The sequence below is a fragment of the Pseudomonas sp. DR 5-09 genome (genome assembly GCF_001655595.1).
Lineage (GTDB): Bacteria > Pseudomonadota > Gammaproteobacteria > Pseudomonadales > Pseudomonadaceae > Aquipseudomonas > Aquipseudomonas pharyngis.
The window spans coordinates 4,687,580-4,701,048 of the sequence record NZ_CP011566.1 but is presented as its reverse complement, the minus strand read 5'-3'; the positions used below and the strand labels follow the sequence as shown (position 1 = coordinate 4,701,048).

The window sequence follows — 13,469 nt, the reverse complement described above, 5'->3', positions numbered from 1 at the left end:
AAGCGCCCGCGCCCGTTTTTCACTGATTGAAGGGATCAGCGGATTTTGCCTTCCGCGGGTTTGAGTTGCTCCTTGTCGAAATCATCGACATCGATCACCTTGCGCCGCGCCGCTTCGGCATCACGCAGGGTCTGGGCTTCCACGGCCTGCAACACCCCGGCTTCCAGTGCCGCATCGATGGCGTGTTCACCAGCTACCGGTTTGACCTGACCGCTCTTGAGCGACGAGTGCAATTTCTTGTGCAGCGGTTGCGCAGCGTTCAGTTGATCGCAGGCGTGTTGCAGCGCACCGACTGCATCATCGGTCGATTGCGGGCGATAGCAGCCGGCAAGCAGTTCTTCCAGCGCCGGATCGCCCTTGGCCCGGCCGATGACCGCAGCCACCTCGGCACCGAGTTTGTCCGAAGGCCCTTTGTGACGGCGGCCGAACGGGAACACGATCACGCGCAACAGGCAGCCAAAGACTCGGTTCGGGAAGTTGGTCAGCAGTTCATCCAGCGCCTTTTCCGACTGGCCGAGGCTTTCTTCCATGGCCCATCGGAACAGCGGTTCCATGTACGCCGGGGAATCGAGGTCGTGATAGCGCTTGAGCGCCGCCGACGCCAGATACAGGTTGCTCAGCACATCGCCCAATCGTGCCGACAGACGCTCGCGGCGTTTCAGTTCACCACCCAGCAACATCATGCTCAGGTCGGCGAGCATGGCAAATGCGGCAGCCTGACGGTTGAGGGCGCGGAAATAACCCTGGCTGAGCTTGTCTCCCGGTGCATGTTCGAAATGGCCGAAGCCAAGGTTCAACACCAGGGTGCTGGCGGCGTTGCTCACGGCAAATCCGATGTGCTTGAGCAGCAGGCCATCAAACTCCTTGAGTGCCTGATCCTTGTCCTCGCGCCCGGCGAGGGCCATTTCCTTGAGGACGAACGGATGGCAGCGGATCGCGCCCTGGCCGAAGATCATCAGGTTGCGCGAAAGAATGTTCGCGCCTTCCACCGTGATGAAGATCGGCGCACCGTTCCAGCTGCGGCCCAGGTAGTTGTTCGGGCCCATGATGATCGCCTTGCCGCCGTGTACGTCCATGGCGTGGCTGATGCACTCGCGACCGCGTTCGGTGAGGTGGTACTTGAGGATTGCCGACAGCACCGACGGCTTCTCGCCCAGATCCACCGCGTTGGCGGTCAGCATTCGTGCCGCGTCCATCATCCAGGCGTTGCCGCCGATCCGCGCCATGGCTTCCTGAATGCCTTCGAATGCTGAGAGTGGCACGTTGAACTGCTCGCGAATCTGCGCGTACTGCCCGGTCACCAGACTGGTGAACTTGGCCGCGCCGGTACCCACTGCCGGCAGCGAGATAGAACGCCCGACCGACAGGCAGTTCATCAGCATCATCCAGCCTTTGCCGAGCATGTCCTGGCCGCCGATGAGGAAGTCCAGCGGGATGAATACGTCCTTGCCGGAGTTCGGGCCGTTCATGAACGCAGCGCCCAGCGGCAGGTGGCGACGACCGATTTCCACGCCAGGGGTGTCGGTCGGGATCAGCGCCAGGCTGATGCCGAGGTCTTCCTTGTCGCCGAGCAGGTGATCCGGGTCGTAGGCCTTGAAGGCCAGGCCAAGCAAGGTCGCGACCGGGCCGAGGGTGATGTAGCGTTTTTCCCAGTTCAGGCGCAGGCCGAGGGTTTCCTGACCTTCCCATTCGCCTTTGCAGATGATCCCGGTGTCGGGCATGGCGCCGGCGTCGGAACCAGCGAGCGGGCCGGTCAGCGCAAAACACGGAATGTCGTCGCCCCGGGCCAGCCGTGGCAGGTAATGATTGCGTTGTTCGTCGGTGCCGTAATGCAGCAGCAGTTCAGCCGGACCGAGGGAGTTGGGCACCATCACGGTGGAGGCAAGATCGCCGCTGCGGGTCGCCAGTTTCATCGCCACCTGGGAGTGGGCGTAGGCGGAGAAACCCTTGCCGCCGAATTCCTTGGGAATGATCAGGGCGAAGAAACCGTGTTCCTTGATGTGAGTCCAGGCTTCCGGCGGCAGGTCCATCGACTGGCCGATCTGCCAGTCGGTGACCATCGCGCAGAGCTCTTCGGTCGGGCCGTCGATGAACGCCTGTTCCTCTTCGCTCAATTGAACCTTGGGATAGGACAGCAGCTTGTCCCAGTCCGGACGGCCGCTGAACAGTTCGCCGTCCCACCACACCGTGCCGGCGTCGATCGCGTCGCGCTCGGTCTGCGACATCGGTGGCAGGGTTTTCTGGAACCAGCTGAACAGCGGCGCGGTGAAGTGTTTGCGGCGCAGGTCAGGCAACAGCAACGGGGCGGCCACCAAGGCCAGCACCACCCAGAAAATCAGCAGCAACCAGCCCGGTGCGTGGCTGAAAATTCCCATCGCCAACAGGTAAGCGGCAACGATGCCCAGCGCCGGCAGCGGGGCGATGCGCCGGTGGGCCAGATACGCCACGCCGACGATCAGAACCAGTATCCACAACAACAGCATATTTAATCCTCCGTGAACCAGGGCGAACCGACCCTCCAGAGCTTAGACGGCATCTGCAAAACGGGGCGGTCAGAGCAAGGTGATTGAAATCGTGGGAAACCCCGGATGTCTTTTGTAGGTTCGGTGGGCAACACGCGTGGGAAATCGTTCGCCGTTTCCGCGTCTTTGCGTGCATGTTTGGCCGAAACGTCGTTATCTCTGTGCTGAACCTCTCGCTAGACTCGGGGCTCAATCAGGAGAATGTCGTCATGCACGAGTATCTGAGCCCCGGCCGCTTCATCGATAGTGACCACCCCTCGGTGGTGGAGTTCGCCGAGCAGCACCGTGGTGCCAGCCGCGATCCACTCGCGCAGGCGATCAGTCTTTATTACGCCGTGCGCGAGGCGGTGCGTTACAACATGTACACCTTCAGCCGCGACCCGCAGACCTTGCGCGGCAGCTATGCGCTGGCGGCGGGTGAGAGTTATTGCGTGCCCAAGGCCACGTTGCTCGCCGGTTGCGCGCGCCATTGCGGGATCCCCGCACGCATCGGTCTGGCGGATGTGAAAAATCATCTGTCGACGCCGCGTCTGCTTGAACTGCTGAGAAGCGAAGTGTTCGCCATGCATGGTTATACCGAGCTGTTTCTCAATGATCGCTGGGTGAAAGCCACGCCCGCGTTCAACCAGAAGCTCTGCGAAATGTTCAACGTTGCGCCGCTGGAATTCGACGGCATGAACGACAGCGTTTTTCACCCGTACAACAGCGATGGCGCGCTGCTGATGGAGTACCTGGTCGATCACGGCCAGTTCGCCGATGTACCGGAATCTTTTTTCTTCGAACATCTGCAGAAATGTTATCCGCACCTGTTCAACGATCAGCAGAAGCCACTGTCCAGTGACATGCGCGGTGATGTCGGCAGCCTCTGATCCGGCGTATGCTGCCTGCCCATTTACTGGAAAAGAGGCGGTCATGCTGAAGATCTGGGGTCGCAAGAATTCGTCGAATGTCAGAAAGCCGTTGTGGGCTGCCGAAGAGCTCGGACTGGCCTACGAGGCCATCGATGCCGGTGGCGCGTTTGGTGTGGTCGACACGCCGGAGTACCGGGCAATGAACCCGAACGGGCGAGTGCCGGTGATTCAGGACGACGGTTTTGTGCTGTGGGAATCGAATGCCATCGTGCGTTACCTGCTGGCAAAACATGCGGCCGATACTTCGTGGTATCCGGCGGATCCGCAGACCCGCGCCACCGCTGACAAGTGGATGGACTGGACGACTTCCAGTTTTGCCGGACCGTTTCGCACAGTGTTCTGGGGCGTTCTGCGTACCCCGGCAGACAAGCAGGACTGGCCGGCCATCCACGCGGCGATCAAGGAATGTGACGGCTTGCTGGCGATGGCCGATCAGGCACTGAAGCACCAGCCGTATCTGTCCGGGAGTGAAATCGGCATGGGCGATATCCCGCTCGGCAGTTTCATTTATGCCTGGTTCGAGATGCCGATCGAGCGCGCGCCACAGCCGAACCTTGAGGCCTGGTATGCGCGGTTGAAACAGCGTCCGGCCTATCGCAAAGCCGTCATGACCGCGTTGACTTAATACCTACTATCGACACACTTGACTGTACTTGTGCGGCGACGGCAAGCACCATTGCGCTCGAGCGCTGCGGTTGTCTTCCTCGCCGCCGGCTTTTTATCAGTCCTTTTTTCCTTACTGGGTGCGTAAATCCGATATGAGTTCCGCTCTGTCCATCCGGCAGCTAACCAAAACCTACGGCAACGGGTTCCAGGCCTTGAGTGGTATCGATCTGGACGTCGCCGAAGGTGACTTCTTCGCCTTGCTCGGCCCCAACGGCGCCGGCAAATCCACGACCATCGGCATCCTCTCGACCCTGGTCAACAAGACCAGCGGCACCGTGAATATCTTCGGCCACGACCTGGACAAGAACCCGGCGGCGCTCAAGCGCTCGATCGGCGTGGTGCCCCAGGAGTTCAACTTCAACCAGTTCGAAAAGACGTTCGACATCGTCGTGACCCAGGCCGGTTACTACGGCATTCCGGCGAAGGTCGCCAAGGAACGCGCCGAGCAGTACCTGACCCAGCTCGGCCTGTGGGACAAGCGCGATGTGCCGTCACGTTCGCTGTCCGGCGGCATGAAGCGGCGTCTGATGATCGCCCGTGCGCTGGTGCATGAACCGCGTCTGCTGATCCTCGACGAACCGACTGCCGGCGTCGACATCGAACTGCGTCGTTCGATGTGGACGTTCCTCACCGAACTGAACCAGAAAGGCATCACCATCATCCTCACCACCCACTACCTGGAAGAGGCTGAGCAGTTGTGCCGCAACATCGGCATCATCGACCACGGCACCATCGTCGAGAACACCAGCATGCGTCAGCTGCTCGGCCAGCTGCATGTGGAAACCTTCCTGCTGGATCTGAAAAACGGCCTGAGTGCTGCGCCGCAACTGGCGGGCTATCCGGCGCGCCTGGTGGACGGCCATACCCTGGAAGTCCAGGTCGACAAGTCCATGGGCATCACCGCGCTGTTCGGCCAACTGGCCCTGCAGAACATCGAAGTGCTGAGCCTGCGCAATAAAACCAATCGCCTCGAGGAGCTGTTCGTGTCCCTGGTGGAGAAGAATCTGTCGAAGGTGGCGGTATGAGTTCCGAGCTGCGCCCCAACCTCGTTGCCCTCAATACCATCGTTTATCGCGAGGTCAGACGCTTCACCCGGATCTGGCCGCAGACTTTGCTGCCGCCGGCGATCACCATGGTTCTGTACTTCGTGATCTTCGGTAACCTGATCGGTCGGCAGATCGGTGACATGGGTGGCTTCACCTACATGGAGTACATCGTGCCGGGGCTGATCATGATGTCGGTGATCACCAACTCTTACGGCAACGTGGTGTCGAGCTTCTTCGGCAGCAAGTTCCAGCGCTCCATCGAAGAGTTGATGGTGTCGCCGGTTTCACCGCATACGATCCTGATCGGCTACACCCTTGGCGGCGTACTGCGTGGCTTGATGGTGGGCGTCATCGTGACGGTTCTGTCGTTGTTCTTTACCAGTCTGCAGGTGCATCACCTGGGCGTGACCGTTCTGGTGGTGGTGCTGACGGCGACGATCTTCTCGCTGCTGGGTTTCATCAACGCGGTGTTTGCGCGCAACTTCGATGACATCTCGATCATCCCGACCTTCGTGCTGACCCCGTTGACCTACCTTGGCGGTGTGTTCTATTCGATCACCTTGCTGCCGCCGTTCTGGCAGACCGTGTCGCTGGCCAACCCGGTGCTGCACATGGTCAACGCCTTCCGTTACGGCATCCTCGGTGTGTCGGACATCCGCATCGGTATCGCGATCACTTTCATGCTGGTGGCGACCGTGGCGCTGTATTTCGGTTGCGCACGCCTGCTGGTGAGCGGGCGCGGAATGCGTACCTGATTTCTTCAATGCTGCAATGAAAAACGGCCTCCCACAGTGGAGGCCGTTTTGCATTCACGCCTGACGTCTTTTCTTGCGCCGCGCCCATTGCCGGGCCACCCACCAGCGCCAGTACAGCATCACCAGACAGTAGGCGAGGGCGCCCAGTGCCAGCCCGACCACCACCGAACCCAGCAGGAACGGTTGCCACAGGGTCGAAAGCTCGCCGCTGATCCATTCCCAGGTCAATTCGTCTGGAAGTGTGCGGGCGGGAACATCCATCAGCCAGGCCCCGGCCTGATAGGTGCAGAAGAACACCGCCGGCATGGTGATCGGATTGGTCAGCCAGACCAGGCTGACGGCAATCGGCATATTGCCGCGCACCATGATCGCAAGGACAGCGGCCACCAGCATTTGTGCGGGAATCGGCAGGAACGCGGCGAACAGACCAACGGCCATGGCGCGGGCCACCGAGTGTCGGTTGAGGTGCCAGAGGTTCGGGTCATGCAGCAACGTGCCGAGAAAGCGTAAGGATTTGTGTTCCCTGATGCTCGTCGGGTCGGGCATGTAACGTTTGAATAAGCGCCGGGGCATAAGGCTTCTCGGTCGGTTAAGGCGGCAAGTATGTCTGGATTCTACGAACCGCCCATTCAGACTTTGTGACAATTGATAACGACGCCCGTGCCCCGCAACCGCTATGCCTGAAGGTGGGACTCTCAAGGACGGGCTTATGCGCACAGGGATGATGGCGCTGGCAGTCGGTCTGCTGGCTGCGGTTTTTTTACCGGCCTTGCCGCCGGTCGGGTTATTGCTGGTGTTGCCGTGGGTGGCGCTGATGCTGCTGCCGTTTCGCAGCTATCCACTGGCGTTTTTACTGCTTGGATTCGCATGGGCGGGATTCAACGCGCAACTGGCGTTGAATGATCGACTGCCGTCCCGGCTGGATGGCGAAACGCGCTGGGTGGAGGGCCGGGTCGTCGGCTTGCCGCAGAGTGCCGAGGGCGTCGTGCGGTTTGAGCTGGCCGATGCGCGCTCGCGTCACGAAAAGCTGCCGTCGCTGATGCGCCTGGCCTGGTACGCCGGGCCTGAGGTCAAAAGCGGCGAACGCTGGCGATTGGCGGTCAAGCTCAAGCGTCCCGGTGGCTTGCTCAATCCGGATGCGTTCGATTACGAGGCCTGGCTGCTGGCGCAACGCATTGGTGCTACCGGGACGGTGAAGGATGGCCAGCGTCTGGCGCCGGCGCAGTGGGCCCGGCGCGACAGTATTCGCCAGCGCCTGCTTGCCGTTGACGCCCAGGGTCGTAACGGCGCCTTGGCCGCGTTGGTGCTCGGCGATGGTTCCGGCCTCAGTCGCGAAGACTGGCAGATCTTGCAGGACACCGGCACCGTGCATCTGCTGGTGATTTCCGGCCAGCACATCGGGCTGTTGGCAGCGTTGATGTACGCGCTGGTCGCCGGGTTGGCCCGATTCGGATTTTGGCCGCTGCGTTGGCCCTGGCTGCCCTGGGCGTGCGGTCTGGCATTCACGGCGGCGCTGGGTTACGGCTTGCTGGCCGGATTCGATGTACCGGTGCGGCGGGCCTGCGTGATGGTTGCGCTGGTGCTGCTGTGGCGTTTGCGCTTCCGCCACCTCGGTGCATGGTGGCCATTGCTGCTGGCCTTCAATGGCGTGTTGTTGATGGATCCGCTGGCCAGCTTGCGTCCGGGGTTGTGGCTGTCTTTTGCGGCGGTGGCTGTGTTGATCTTCACCTTCGGCGGCCGTCTGGGGCCGTGGCGCTGGTGGCAAACCTGGACGCGCGCGCAGTGGCTGATCGCAATCGGATTGTGCCCGGTGCTGCTGGCGTTGAGTCTGCCGATCAGTCTTAGCGGGCCGCTGGCCAATTTGCTGGCGGTGCCGTGGGTCAGTTTTGCGGTGCTGCCGCCGGCGTTGCTCGGGACTTTGTTGCTGTCAATTCCTCATGTCGGCGAAGGGCTGCTGTGGCTGGCCGGCGGACTGATCGATGGATTGTTCCGGGCGCTGGCCCTGATTGCCGGACGCTGGCCGGCGTGGGTTGCAGAATCGATGCCGGGCTGGATCGTGGCGCTGGGTTGCATCGGTGCAGTGCTGTTATTGCTGCCCCGAGGCGTTCCTTTGCGCCCGCTGGGCTGGCCGTTGCTGCTGGTGCTGGCATTTCCGCCCCGGGAGCGACTGGCCGAAGGCGTGGCGGATGTCTGGCAGCTTGATGTTGGCCAAGGGCTGGCGATTCTGATCCGCACGCGCCATCACGCCTTGCTGTACGACAGCGGCCCGCGCTTCGGCGATTTCGATGTCGGCGAGCGGGTGGTGTTGCCAGCCCTGCACAAGTTGGGCGTCGAGCGACTCGACCTGATGCTGCTCAGCCATGCCGATGCCGATCACGCGGGTGGTGCACTCGCCGTGGCGAAAGGACTGGCCGTCAGTCGGGTCATCAGTGGCGACCCGCCGGGTCTGCCCGAGGCGCTGAACGCCGAGGCCTGTGAAAGCGGTCGGCAATGGCAGTGGGACGGCGTTGCCTTTCATCTATGGCAATGGGCAGAAGCCCATGACAGCAACCAGCGTTCCTGCGTGTTGCAGATCGAAGCCAACGGCGAGCGGCTGCTGCTGACCGGTGACATCGACACCAATGCCGAGCGGGATTTGCTCAACAGCGCGCTGGCGGTTCCGACCCAGTGGCTGCAAGCCCCGCATCACGGCAGCCGCAGTTCCTCATCGATGGCCTTGCTCAAGGTTTTGCAGCCCCAGGCCGTGCTGATTTCCCGAGGGCAGGGCAACTCGTTCGGCCATCCGCACCCGACGGTCATTGCCCGTTACCGCAAGCAGGGAATACACATCCATGACAGCGCCGAGCAGGGCGCCATTCATCTGCAACTGGGGCGGTTTCAGCCGGCCCGGTCGATGCGTCAACAACGCCGCTTCTGGCGCGACCCGCCGTTGCCGGGGGCGGAGTACCGTTGAGCACGGTCGTCGGGGCGACGGGTCTTTATCGCGAACCGGTATGGTAAAGTGGCGCACTTTTTCGAGGGGGCTGTCACTGTGTGGGAATTGGTCAAATCCGGCGGCTGGATGATGTTGCCGATCATTCTGAGTTCCATCGCCGCCATGGCGATCGTCGCCGAGCGCCTGTGGACCCTGCGCGCCAGTCGCGTCACCCCTGAGCATCTGCTGGGTCAGGTCTGGGTCTGGATCAAGGACAAGCAGCTCAACAAGGAAAAACTCAAGGAATTGCGCGCCAACTCGCCGCTGGGGGAAATCCTCGCCGCGGGCCTGGCCAACTCCAAGCATGGTCGCGAGATCATGAAAGAGTGCATCGAAGAGGCCGCCGCCCGGGTCATCCACGAGCTGGAACGCTACGTCAACGCGCTGGGCACCATTGCCGCCATGTCGCCGTTGCTGGGTCTGCTGGGCACGGTGCTGGGCATGATCGACATCTTCAGTGCCTTCACCGGCTCCGGCATGACCACCAATGCTGCGGTGCTGGCCGGCGGTATTTCCAAGGCTTTGATCACTACCGCTGCGGGGCTGATGGTCGGTATTCCGGCAGTGTTCTTCCACCGTTTCCTGCAACGACGCATCGATGAACTGGTGGTGGGCATGGAACAGGAAGCGATCAAACTGGTGGAAGTGGTGCAGGGCGACCGTGACGTCGATCTGGCCGGGGGCAAAGCGTGAAATTCCGTCGCAAGCCCCGGGAAACCATCGACATCAACCTCGCGTCGCTGATCGATGTGGTGTTCATCCTGTTGCTGTTTTTCGTCGTGACCACCACCTTCACCCGCGAAACCCAACTGCGTGTCGACCTGCCGGAAGCGGTCAGTGGCTCGCCGGCCGAGGATCAGCAGGTCAAGCAACTGGACGTGGCCATCAGCGCCGAAGGCGTGTTCTCGGTGAACAACAGGATTCTGCCGAAGAATGATCTGGCCACCCTGATGGAAGCCATGCAGAAAGAAGCCAACGGCGACACCAACATGCCGTTGTCGATCAGTGCTGACGGCAAGGCTCAGCATCAATCCGTGATCACCGCCATGGATGCGGCCGGCAAGCTCGGTTTCAGCCATCTGCGCATGACCACGGTCGAGGCGGCGCCCAAATCCTGATGGCCATGTCCGATCGTCTGCTCGCCGCGTGGTATCAGGGGCACCCGGCCCTGACGCTGTTGCGGCCGCTGGAGTGGCTGTACCGCCGCGTGGTGGCGGGCAAGCGTCAGCGGTTTCTCGATGGCGAAGGTGAGATCTACCAGTCGCCGGTGCCGGTGATCGTGGTCGGCAACATCACGGTCGGCGGCACCGGCAAGACACCGATGATCCTGTGGCTGATCGAGCACTGCCGACGCCACGGGCTGCGGGTCGGCGTGGTCAGCCGTGGTTACGGCGCCAAACCGGCGCAACTGCCGTGGCGGGTCGACGCTGAGCAGACTGCCGACATCGCCGGCGACGAGCCGTTGCTGATCGTGCAGCGCACCCGCGTACCGCTGATGATCGATCCCGATCGCAGCGCCGCCGTCAGAGCCCTGCTGGACAGCGAGCCGCTGGACCTGATCCTGTCCGATGACGGTATGCAACATTACCGCCTCGCGCGGGATCTGGAACTGGTGCTGATCGACGCTGCCCGTGGGCTTGGCAACAAGCGCTGCTTGCCCGCCGGCCCCCTGCGCGAACCGGTCGAGCGCCTGCAAAGCGTTGACGGTGTGCTGTTCAACGGCGCCCTTGAGGATCGCGACGGCGGTTTCGCCTTCCGTCTGCAGCCCTCGGCGCTGGTCAACCTGCGCAGCGGTGAACGTCGGCCGCTCGATCATTTTCCGCCCGGTCAGGCCGTGCACGCGGTGGCCGGGATCGGCAACCCGCAACGTTTCTTCAATACCCTCGAAGCGCTAGACTGGCGGCCTGTGCCCCACGCCTTCGCCGACCACGCCGAATACAGCGTGCAGGCCTTGAGTTTTACGCCGTCATTGCCAGTGGTGATGACTGAAAAGGACGCGGTGAAGTGCCGTGCCTTCGCCGCTGCCGACTGGTGGTACCTGGCGGTCGATGCTGTGCCGTCATCGGCCTTCGTGGCCTGGTTCGACACGCAGTTGATGCGCCTGTTGCCGGATCGTCTTTTGCCTTAATCCGTTTTATCCAGGGAATGTTCATGGACACCAAATTGCTCGACATCCTCGCCTGCCCGGTCTGCAAAGGCCCGCTCAAGCTCAGCGCCGACAAGACCGAACTGATCAGCAAGGGCGCCGGTCTGGCGTACCCGATCCGCGACGGCATCCCGGTCATGCTGGAAAGCGAAGCCCGCACCCTGACCACCGACGAGCGTCTGGATAAATGACCACCGCCTTCACCGTTGTCATCCCGTCGCGTTACGCCTCGACCCGTCTGCCGGGCAAACCGCTGCTGGACATCGCCGGCAAGCCGATGATCCAGCACGTCTGGGAACAGGCCAGCAAAAGCAGCGCCAGCCGTGTGGTCGTGGCGACCGACGATGCGCGTATCGTCGAGGCCTGCAAGGCTTTTGGCGCCGAAGTAGTGCTGACCCGTGAAGATCATAATTCCGGTACCGATCGTCTGGCTGAAGTGGCGGCGAAGCTGGGCCTTGAGCCGGATGCCATCGTGGTCAACGTGCAAGGCGACGAACCGCTGATCCCGCCGAGCGTGATCGATCAGGTCGCCGCGAATCTTGCGGCCCACACCGAAGCGCGCATGGCCACCCTGGCCGAGCCGATCGAAGACGTGGAAACCCTGTTCAATCCGAACGTGGTCAAGGTTGTCAGCGACCTCAACGGTCTGGCGCTGACCTTCAGTCGCGCAACCCTGCCATGGGCCCGCGATTCGTTTGCCAAGAGCCGCGACGTGCTGCCGGAAGGCGTGCCGTATCGTCGTCACATCGGCATTTATGCCTACCGCGCAGGCTTCCTTCAGGACTTCGTGAGCTGGGGTCCGTGCTGGCTGGAAAACACCGAATCCCTCGAGCAATTGCGTGCCCTGTGGCACGGCGTGCGGATTCATGTGGCTGACGCGTTGATCGCGCCGCCGACCGGGGTCGACACCGCCGAAGACCTCGAGCGCGTCCGTCGCCTGCTGGAGGCCTGATGCGCGTTCTGTTCGTGTGCCTGGGCAACATCTGCCGTTCGCCCACCGCCGAAGGCGTGTTGCGCCACAAGTTGCGTGAAGCGGGGCTGGCGGATCAGGTCGAAGTGGCCTCTGCCGGCACTGGCGACTGGCACGTTGGCAATCCGCCGGACAAGCGCAGCCAGGCGGCGGCCAAGCTGCGCGGTTATGACCTGTCGGCGCAACGCGCGCAGCAGGTCAGCCGCGCCGATTTCGCCAGCTACGACCTGATCCTCGCCATGGACAACAGCAACCTGCGCAACCTCAAGGCCTTGCAGCCGTCCACCGGCAAGGCCGAGCTGGACTTGTTCCTGCGCCGCTACGAAGGTGAAGTCGACGAGGTGCCGGATCCGTATTACGACGGCGATCAGGGCTTCGAGCAGGTGCTGGATCTGATCGAGCGTGCCTGCGATCAGCTGTTGATTGAAGTGAAGGGGCGGTTATGAGTTTGCAGATACAACCGCAGGTTTCCCTGAAACCCTTCAATACCTTCGGCGTTGATGTGCGCGCACAGCTGTTTGCCGAAGCCCACAGTGACGCCGATGTGCGCGAAGCCCTGGCTTACGCGACTTCTCACAACCTGCCGTTGCTGGTGATCGGCGGCGGCAGCAACCTGTTGCTCACCGCGGACATCCCGGCACTGGTGCTGCGCATGGCCAGCCGTGGCATCCGTGTCATCAGCGACGACGGCAATCGTGTGGTGATTGAAGCCGAAGCCGGTGAGCCGTGGCACCCGTTCGTGCAGCACACGCTGGCGCAGGGTTTTTCGGGACTGGAGAATCTCAGCCTGATCCCCGGCACTGTTGGCGCTGCGCCGATGCAGAACATCGGTGCTTACGGCGTCGAGATCAAGGATGTGTTCGCCGGCCTGACGGCGCTGGATCGCCAGACCGGCGAGCTGCGCGACTTCAGCCTGGAGGAATGCCGGTTCGCCTACCGCGATAGCGTGTTCAAGCAGCAGCCGGGGCGTTGGCTGATTCTGCGGGTGCGCTTCGCACTGGACCGAGTCGCGCATTTGCATCTGGAATACGGTCCGGTGCGTCAGCGTCTGACCGAGCAGGGCATCGAGCAGCCGACGCCGACAGACGTCAGTCGAGCGATCTGCAGCATCCGCAGCGAAAAACTGCCGGACCCGGCGGTGCTCGGCAATGCCGGCAGCTTCTTCAAGAACCCGCTGGTGTCGGCGGCCGTGGTTGCACAGATCAAGGCGCAGCATCCGGATCTGGTGGCCTACGCGCAACCGGACGGGCAGATGAAACTGGCGGCCGGCTGGTTGATCGAGCGTGCCGGCTGGAAAGGTTTCCGTGAGGCCGATGCCGGCGTGCATAAATTGCAGGCGCTGGTGCTGGTCAACTACGGCACGGCGACCGGGCTGCAATTACTCGATCTGGCCCAGCGCATCCAGAAAGACATTTCAGAACGTTTCAATGTCGAGCTGGAAATGGAGCCCAACAGGTATTGAGGCTACGCTTTCAAGGC

At 62.2% G+C, this 13,469-nt stretch carries 14 protein-coding genes; 12 read left to right on the top strand and 2 right to left on the bottom strand.

Annotated elements, in window-relative coordinates:
• Nucleotides 1–35: 35 nt before the first annotated feature.
• A complete protein-coding gene (locus tag PDR5_RS21030; RefSeq protein ID WP_064598588.1) occupies nt 36–2,483 on the bottom strand; it encodes an acyl-CoA dehydrogenase in 2,448 nt (815 codons plus the stop codon).
• A gap of 248 nt (nt 2,484–2,731) precedes the next feature.
• Here PDR5_RS21030 and PDR5_RS21025 point away from each other — a divergent pair, with 248 nt between their 5' ends.
• The 4 genes from PDR5_RS21025 to PDR5_RS21010 all read left to right on the top strand — a co-directional run bounded on the left by PDR5_RS21025 (nt 2,732) and on the right by PDR5_RS21010 (nt 5,900).
• Nucleotides 2,732–3,391, top strand: a complete 660-nt coding sequence (locus tag PDR5_RS21025) for a transglutaminase-like domain-containing protein (RefSeq protein WP_064598586.1) — start codon at nt 2,732–2,734, stop codon at nt 3,389–3,391.
• Between the two features lie 43 nt (nt 3,392–3,434).
• Nucleotides 3,435–4,058, top strand: a complete 624-nt coding sequence (locus PDR5_RS21020) for a glutathione S-transferase family protein (protein ID WP_064598584.1) — start codon at nt 3,435–3,437, stop codon at nt 4,056–4,058.
• Between the two features lie 133 nt (nt 4,059–4,191).
• Entirely contained in the window at nt 4,192–5,124 is a 933-nt protein-coding gene (locus PDR5_RS21015; protein ID WP_064598582.1) for an ABC transporter ATP-binding protein, read from the top strand.
• Nucleotides 5,121–5,900 (top strand): ABC transporter permease, encoded by a 780-nt coding sequence (locus PDR5_RS21010; protein WP_064598580.1) that lies wholly within the window; start codon nt 5,121–5,123, stop codon nt 5,898–5,900. The genes PDR5_RS21015 and PDR5_RS21010 overlap by 4 nt, the downstream gene beginning before the upstream one ends.
• A 54-nt stretch (nt 5,901–5,954) precedes the next feature.
• Here the strand turns inward: PDR5_RS21010 and PDR5_RS21005 are convergent, their stop codons facing one another.
• Nucleotides 5,955–6,473: a DUF2062 domain-containing protein gene (locus PDR5_RS21005; protein WP_064598575.1), complete on the bottom strand. Its 519-nt coding sequence runs from the start codon at nt 6,471–6,473 to the stop codon at nt 5,955–5,957.
• A gap of 136 nt (nt 6,474–6,609) precedes the next feature.
• Between PDR5_RS21005 and PDR5_RS21000 the strand changes: the two genes are divergently transcribed.
• The 8 genes from PDR5_RS21000 to murB all read left to right on the top strand — a co-directional run bounded on the left by PDR5_RS21000 (nt 6,610) and on the right by murB (nt 13,452).
• Nucleotides 6,610–8,853, top strand: coding sequence for a DNA internalization-related competence protein ComEC/Rec2 (locus PDR5_RS21000; RefSeq protein WP_064598572.1), 2,244 nt, complete (start codon nt 6,610–6,612; stop codon nt 8,851–8,853).
• Between the two features lie 78 nt (nt 8,854–8,931).
• Nucleotides 8,932–9,567, top strand: a complete 636-nt coding sequence (locus tag PDR5_RS20995) for a MotA/TolQ/ExbB proton channel family protein (protein ID WP_163976130.1) — start codon at nt 8,932–8,934, stop codon at nt 9,565–9,567.
• Nucleotides 9,564–9,992 carry an ExbD/TolR family protein gene (locus tag PDR5_RS20990; RefSeq protein ID WP_039770694.1) on the top strand — a complete coding sequence of 143 codons (429 nt, stop codon included), beginning with the start codon at nt 9,564–9,566 and terminating at the stop codon, nt 9,990–9,992. Before PDR5_RS20995 ends, PDR5_RS20990 begins: the two co-directional genes overlap by 4 nt.
• On the top strand, nt 9,992–11,002 hold the full coding sequence (lpxK, locus tag PDR5_RS20985) for a tetraacyldisaccharide 4'-kinase (protein ID WP_064598570.1): 1,011 nt from the start codon (nt 9,992–9,994) through the stop codon (nt 11,000–11,002). The genes PDR5_RS20990 and lpxK overlap by 1 nt, the downstream gene beginning before the upstream one ends.
• 23 nt (nt 11,003–11,025) lie before the next feature.
• The gene (locus tag PDR5_RS20980; RefSeq protein WP_003179363.1) at nt 11,026–11,211 is read left to right on the top strand and encodes a Trm112 family protein; all 186 of its coding nucleotides are present in this window, start codon (nt 11,026–11,028) and stop codon (nt 11,209–11,211) included.
• Nucleotides 11,208–11,972 carry a 3-deoxy-manno-octulosonate cytidylyltransferase gene (gene kdsB / locus PDR5_RS20975; RefSeq protein ID WP_039770692.1) on the top strand — a complete coding sequence of 255 codons (765 nt, stop codon included), beginning with the start codon at nt 11,208–11,210 and terminating at the stop codon, nt 11,970–11,972. The genes PDR5_RS20980 and kdsB overlap by 4 nt, the downstream gene beginning before the upstream one ends.
• On the top strand, nt 11,972–12,436 hold the full coding sequence (locus tag PDR5_RS20970) for a low molecular weight protein-tyrosine-phosphatase (RefSeq protein WP_064598568.1): 465 nt from the start codon (nt 11,972–11,974) through the stop codon (nt 12,434–12,436). The genes kdsB and PDR5_RS20970 overlap by 1 nt, the downstream gene beginning before the upstream one ends.
• A complete protein-coding gene (gene murB, locus PDR5_RS20965) occupies nt 12,433–13,452 on the top strand; it encodes a UDP-N-acetylmuramate dehydrogenase (protein ID WP_064598566.1) in 1,020 nt (339 codons plus the stop codon). The genes PDR5_RS20970 and murB overlap by 4 nt, the downstream gene beginning before the upstream one ends.
• Nucleotides 13,453–13,469 lie beyond the last annotated feature (17 nt).

Excerpts from the sequence above, each read along its gene's own strand:
- PDR5_RS21005 (WP_064598575.1), bottom strand. The coding sequence starts at position 6,473 with ATGCCCCGGCGCTTATTCAAACGTTACATGCCCGACCCGACGAGCATC.
- lpxK (WP_064598570.1), top strand. The coding sequence starts at position 9,992 with ATGGCCATGTCCGATCGTCTGCTCGCCGCGTGGTATCAGGGGCACCCG.
- PDR5_RS21010 (WP_064598580.1), top strand. The coding sequence starts at position 5,121 with ATGAGTTCCGAGCTGCGCCCCAACCTCGTTGCCCTCAATACCATCGTT.
- PDR5_RS20980 (WP_003179363.1), top strand. The coding sequence starts at position 11,026 with ATGGACACCAAATTGCTCGACATCCTCGCCTGCCCGGTCTGCAAAGGC.
- kdsB (WP_039770692.1), top strand. The coding sequence starts at position 11,208 with ATGACCACCGCCTTCACCGTTGTCATCCCGTCGCGTTACGCCTCGACC.
- PDR5_RS21000 (WP_064598572.1), top strand. The coding sequence starts at position 6,610 with ATGCGCACAGGGATGATGGCGCTGGCAGTCGGTCTGCTGGCTGCGGTT.
- PDR5_RS21020 (WP_064598584.1), top strand. The coding sequence starts at position 3,435 with ATGCTGAAGATCTGGGGTCGCAAGAATTCGTCGAATGTCAGAAAGCCG.
- PDR5_RS21015 (WP_064598582.1), top strand. The coding sequence starts at position 4,192 with ATGAGTTCCGCTCTGTCCATCCGGCAGCTAACCAAAACCTACGGCAAC.
- PDR5_RS21025 (WP_064598586.1), top strand. The coding sequence starts at position 2,732 with ATGCACGAGTATCTGAGCCCCGGCCGCTTCATCGATAGTGACCACCCC.
- murB (WP_064598566.1), top strand. The coding sequence starts at position 12,433 with ATGAGTTTGCAGATACAACCGCAGGTTTCCCTGAAACCCTTCAATACC.
- PDR5_RS21030 (WP_064598588.1), bottom strand. The coding sequence starts at position 2,483 with ATGCTGTTGTTGTGGATACTGGTTCTGATCGTCGGCGTGGCGTATCTG.
- PDR5_RS20970 (WP_064598568.1), top strand. The coding sequence starts at position 11,972 with ATGCGCGTTCTGTTCGTGTGCCTGGGCAACATCTGCCGTTCGCCCACC.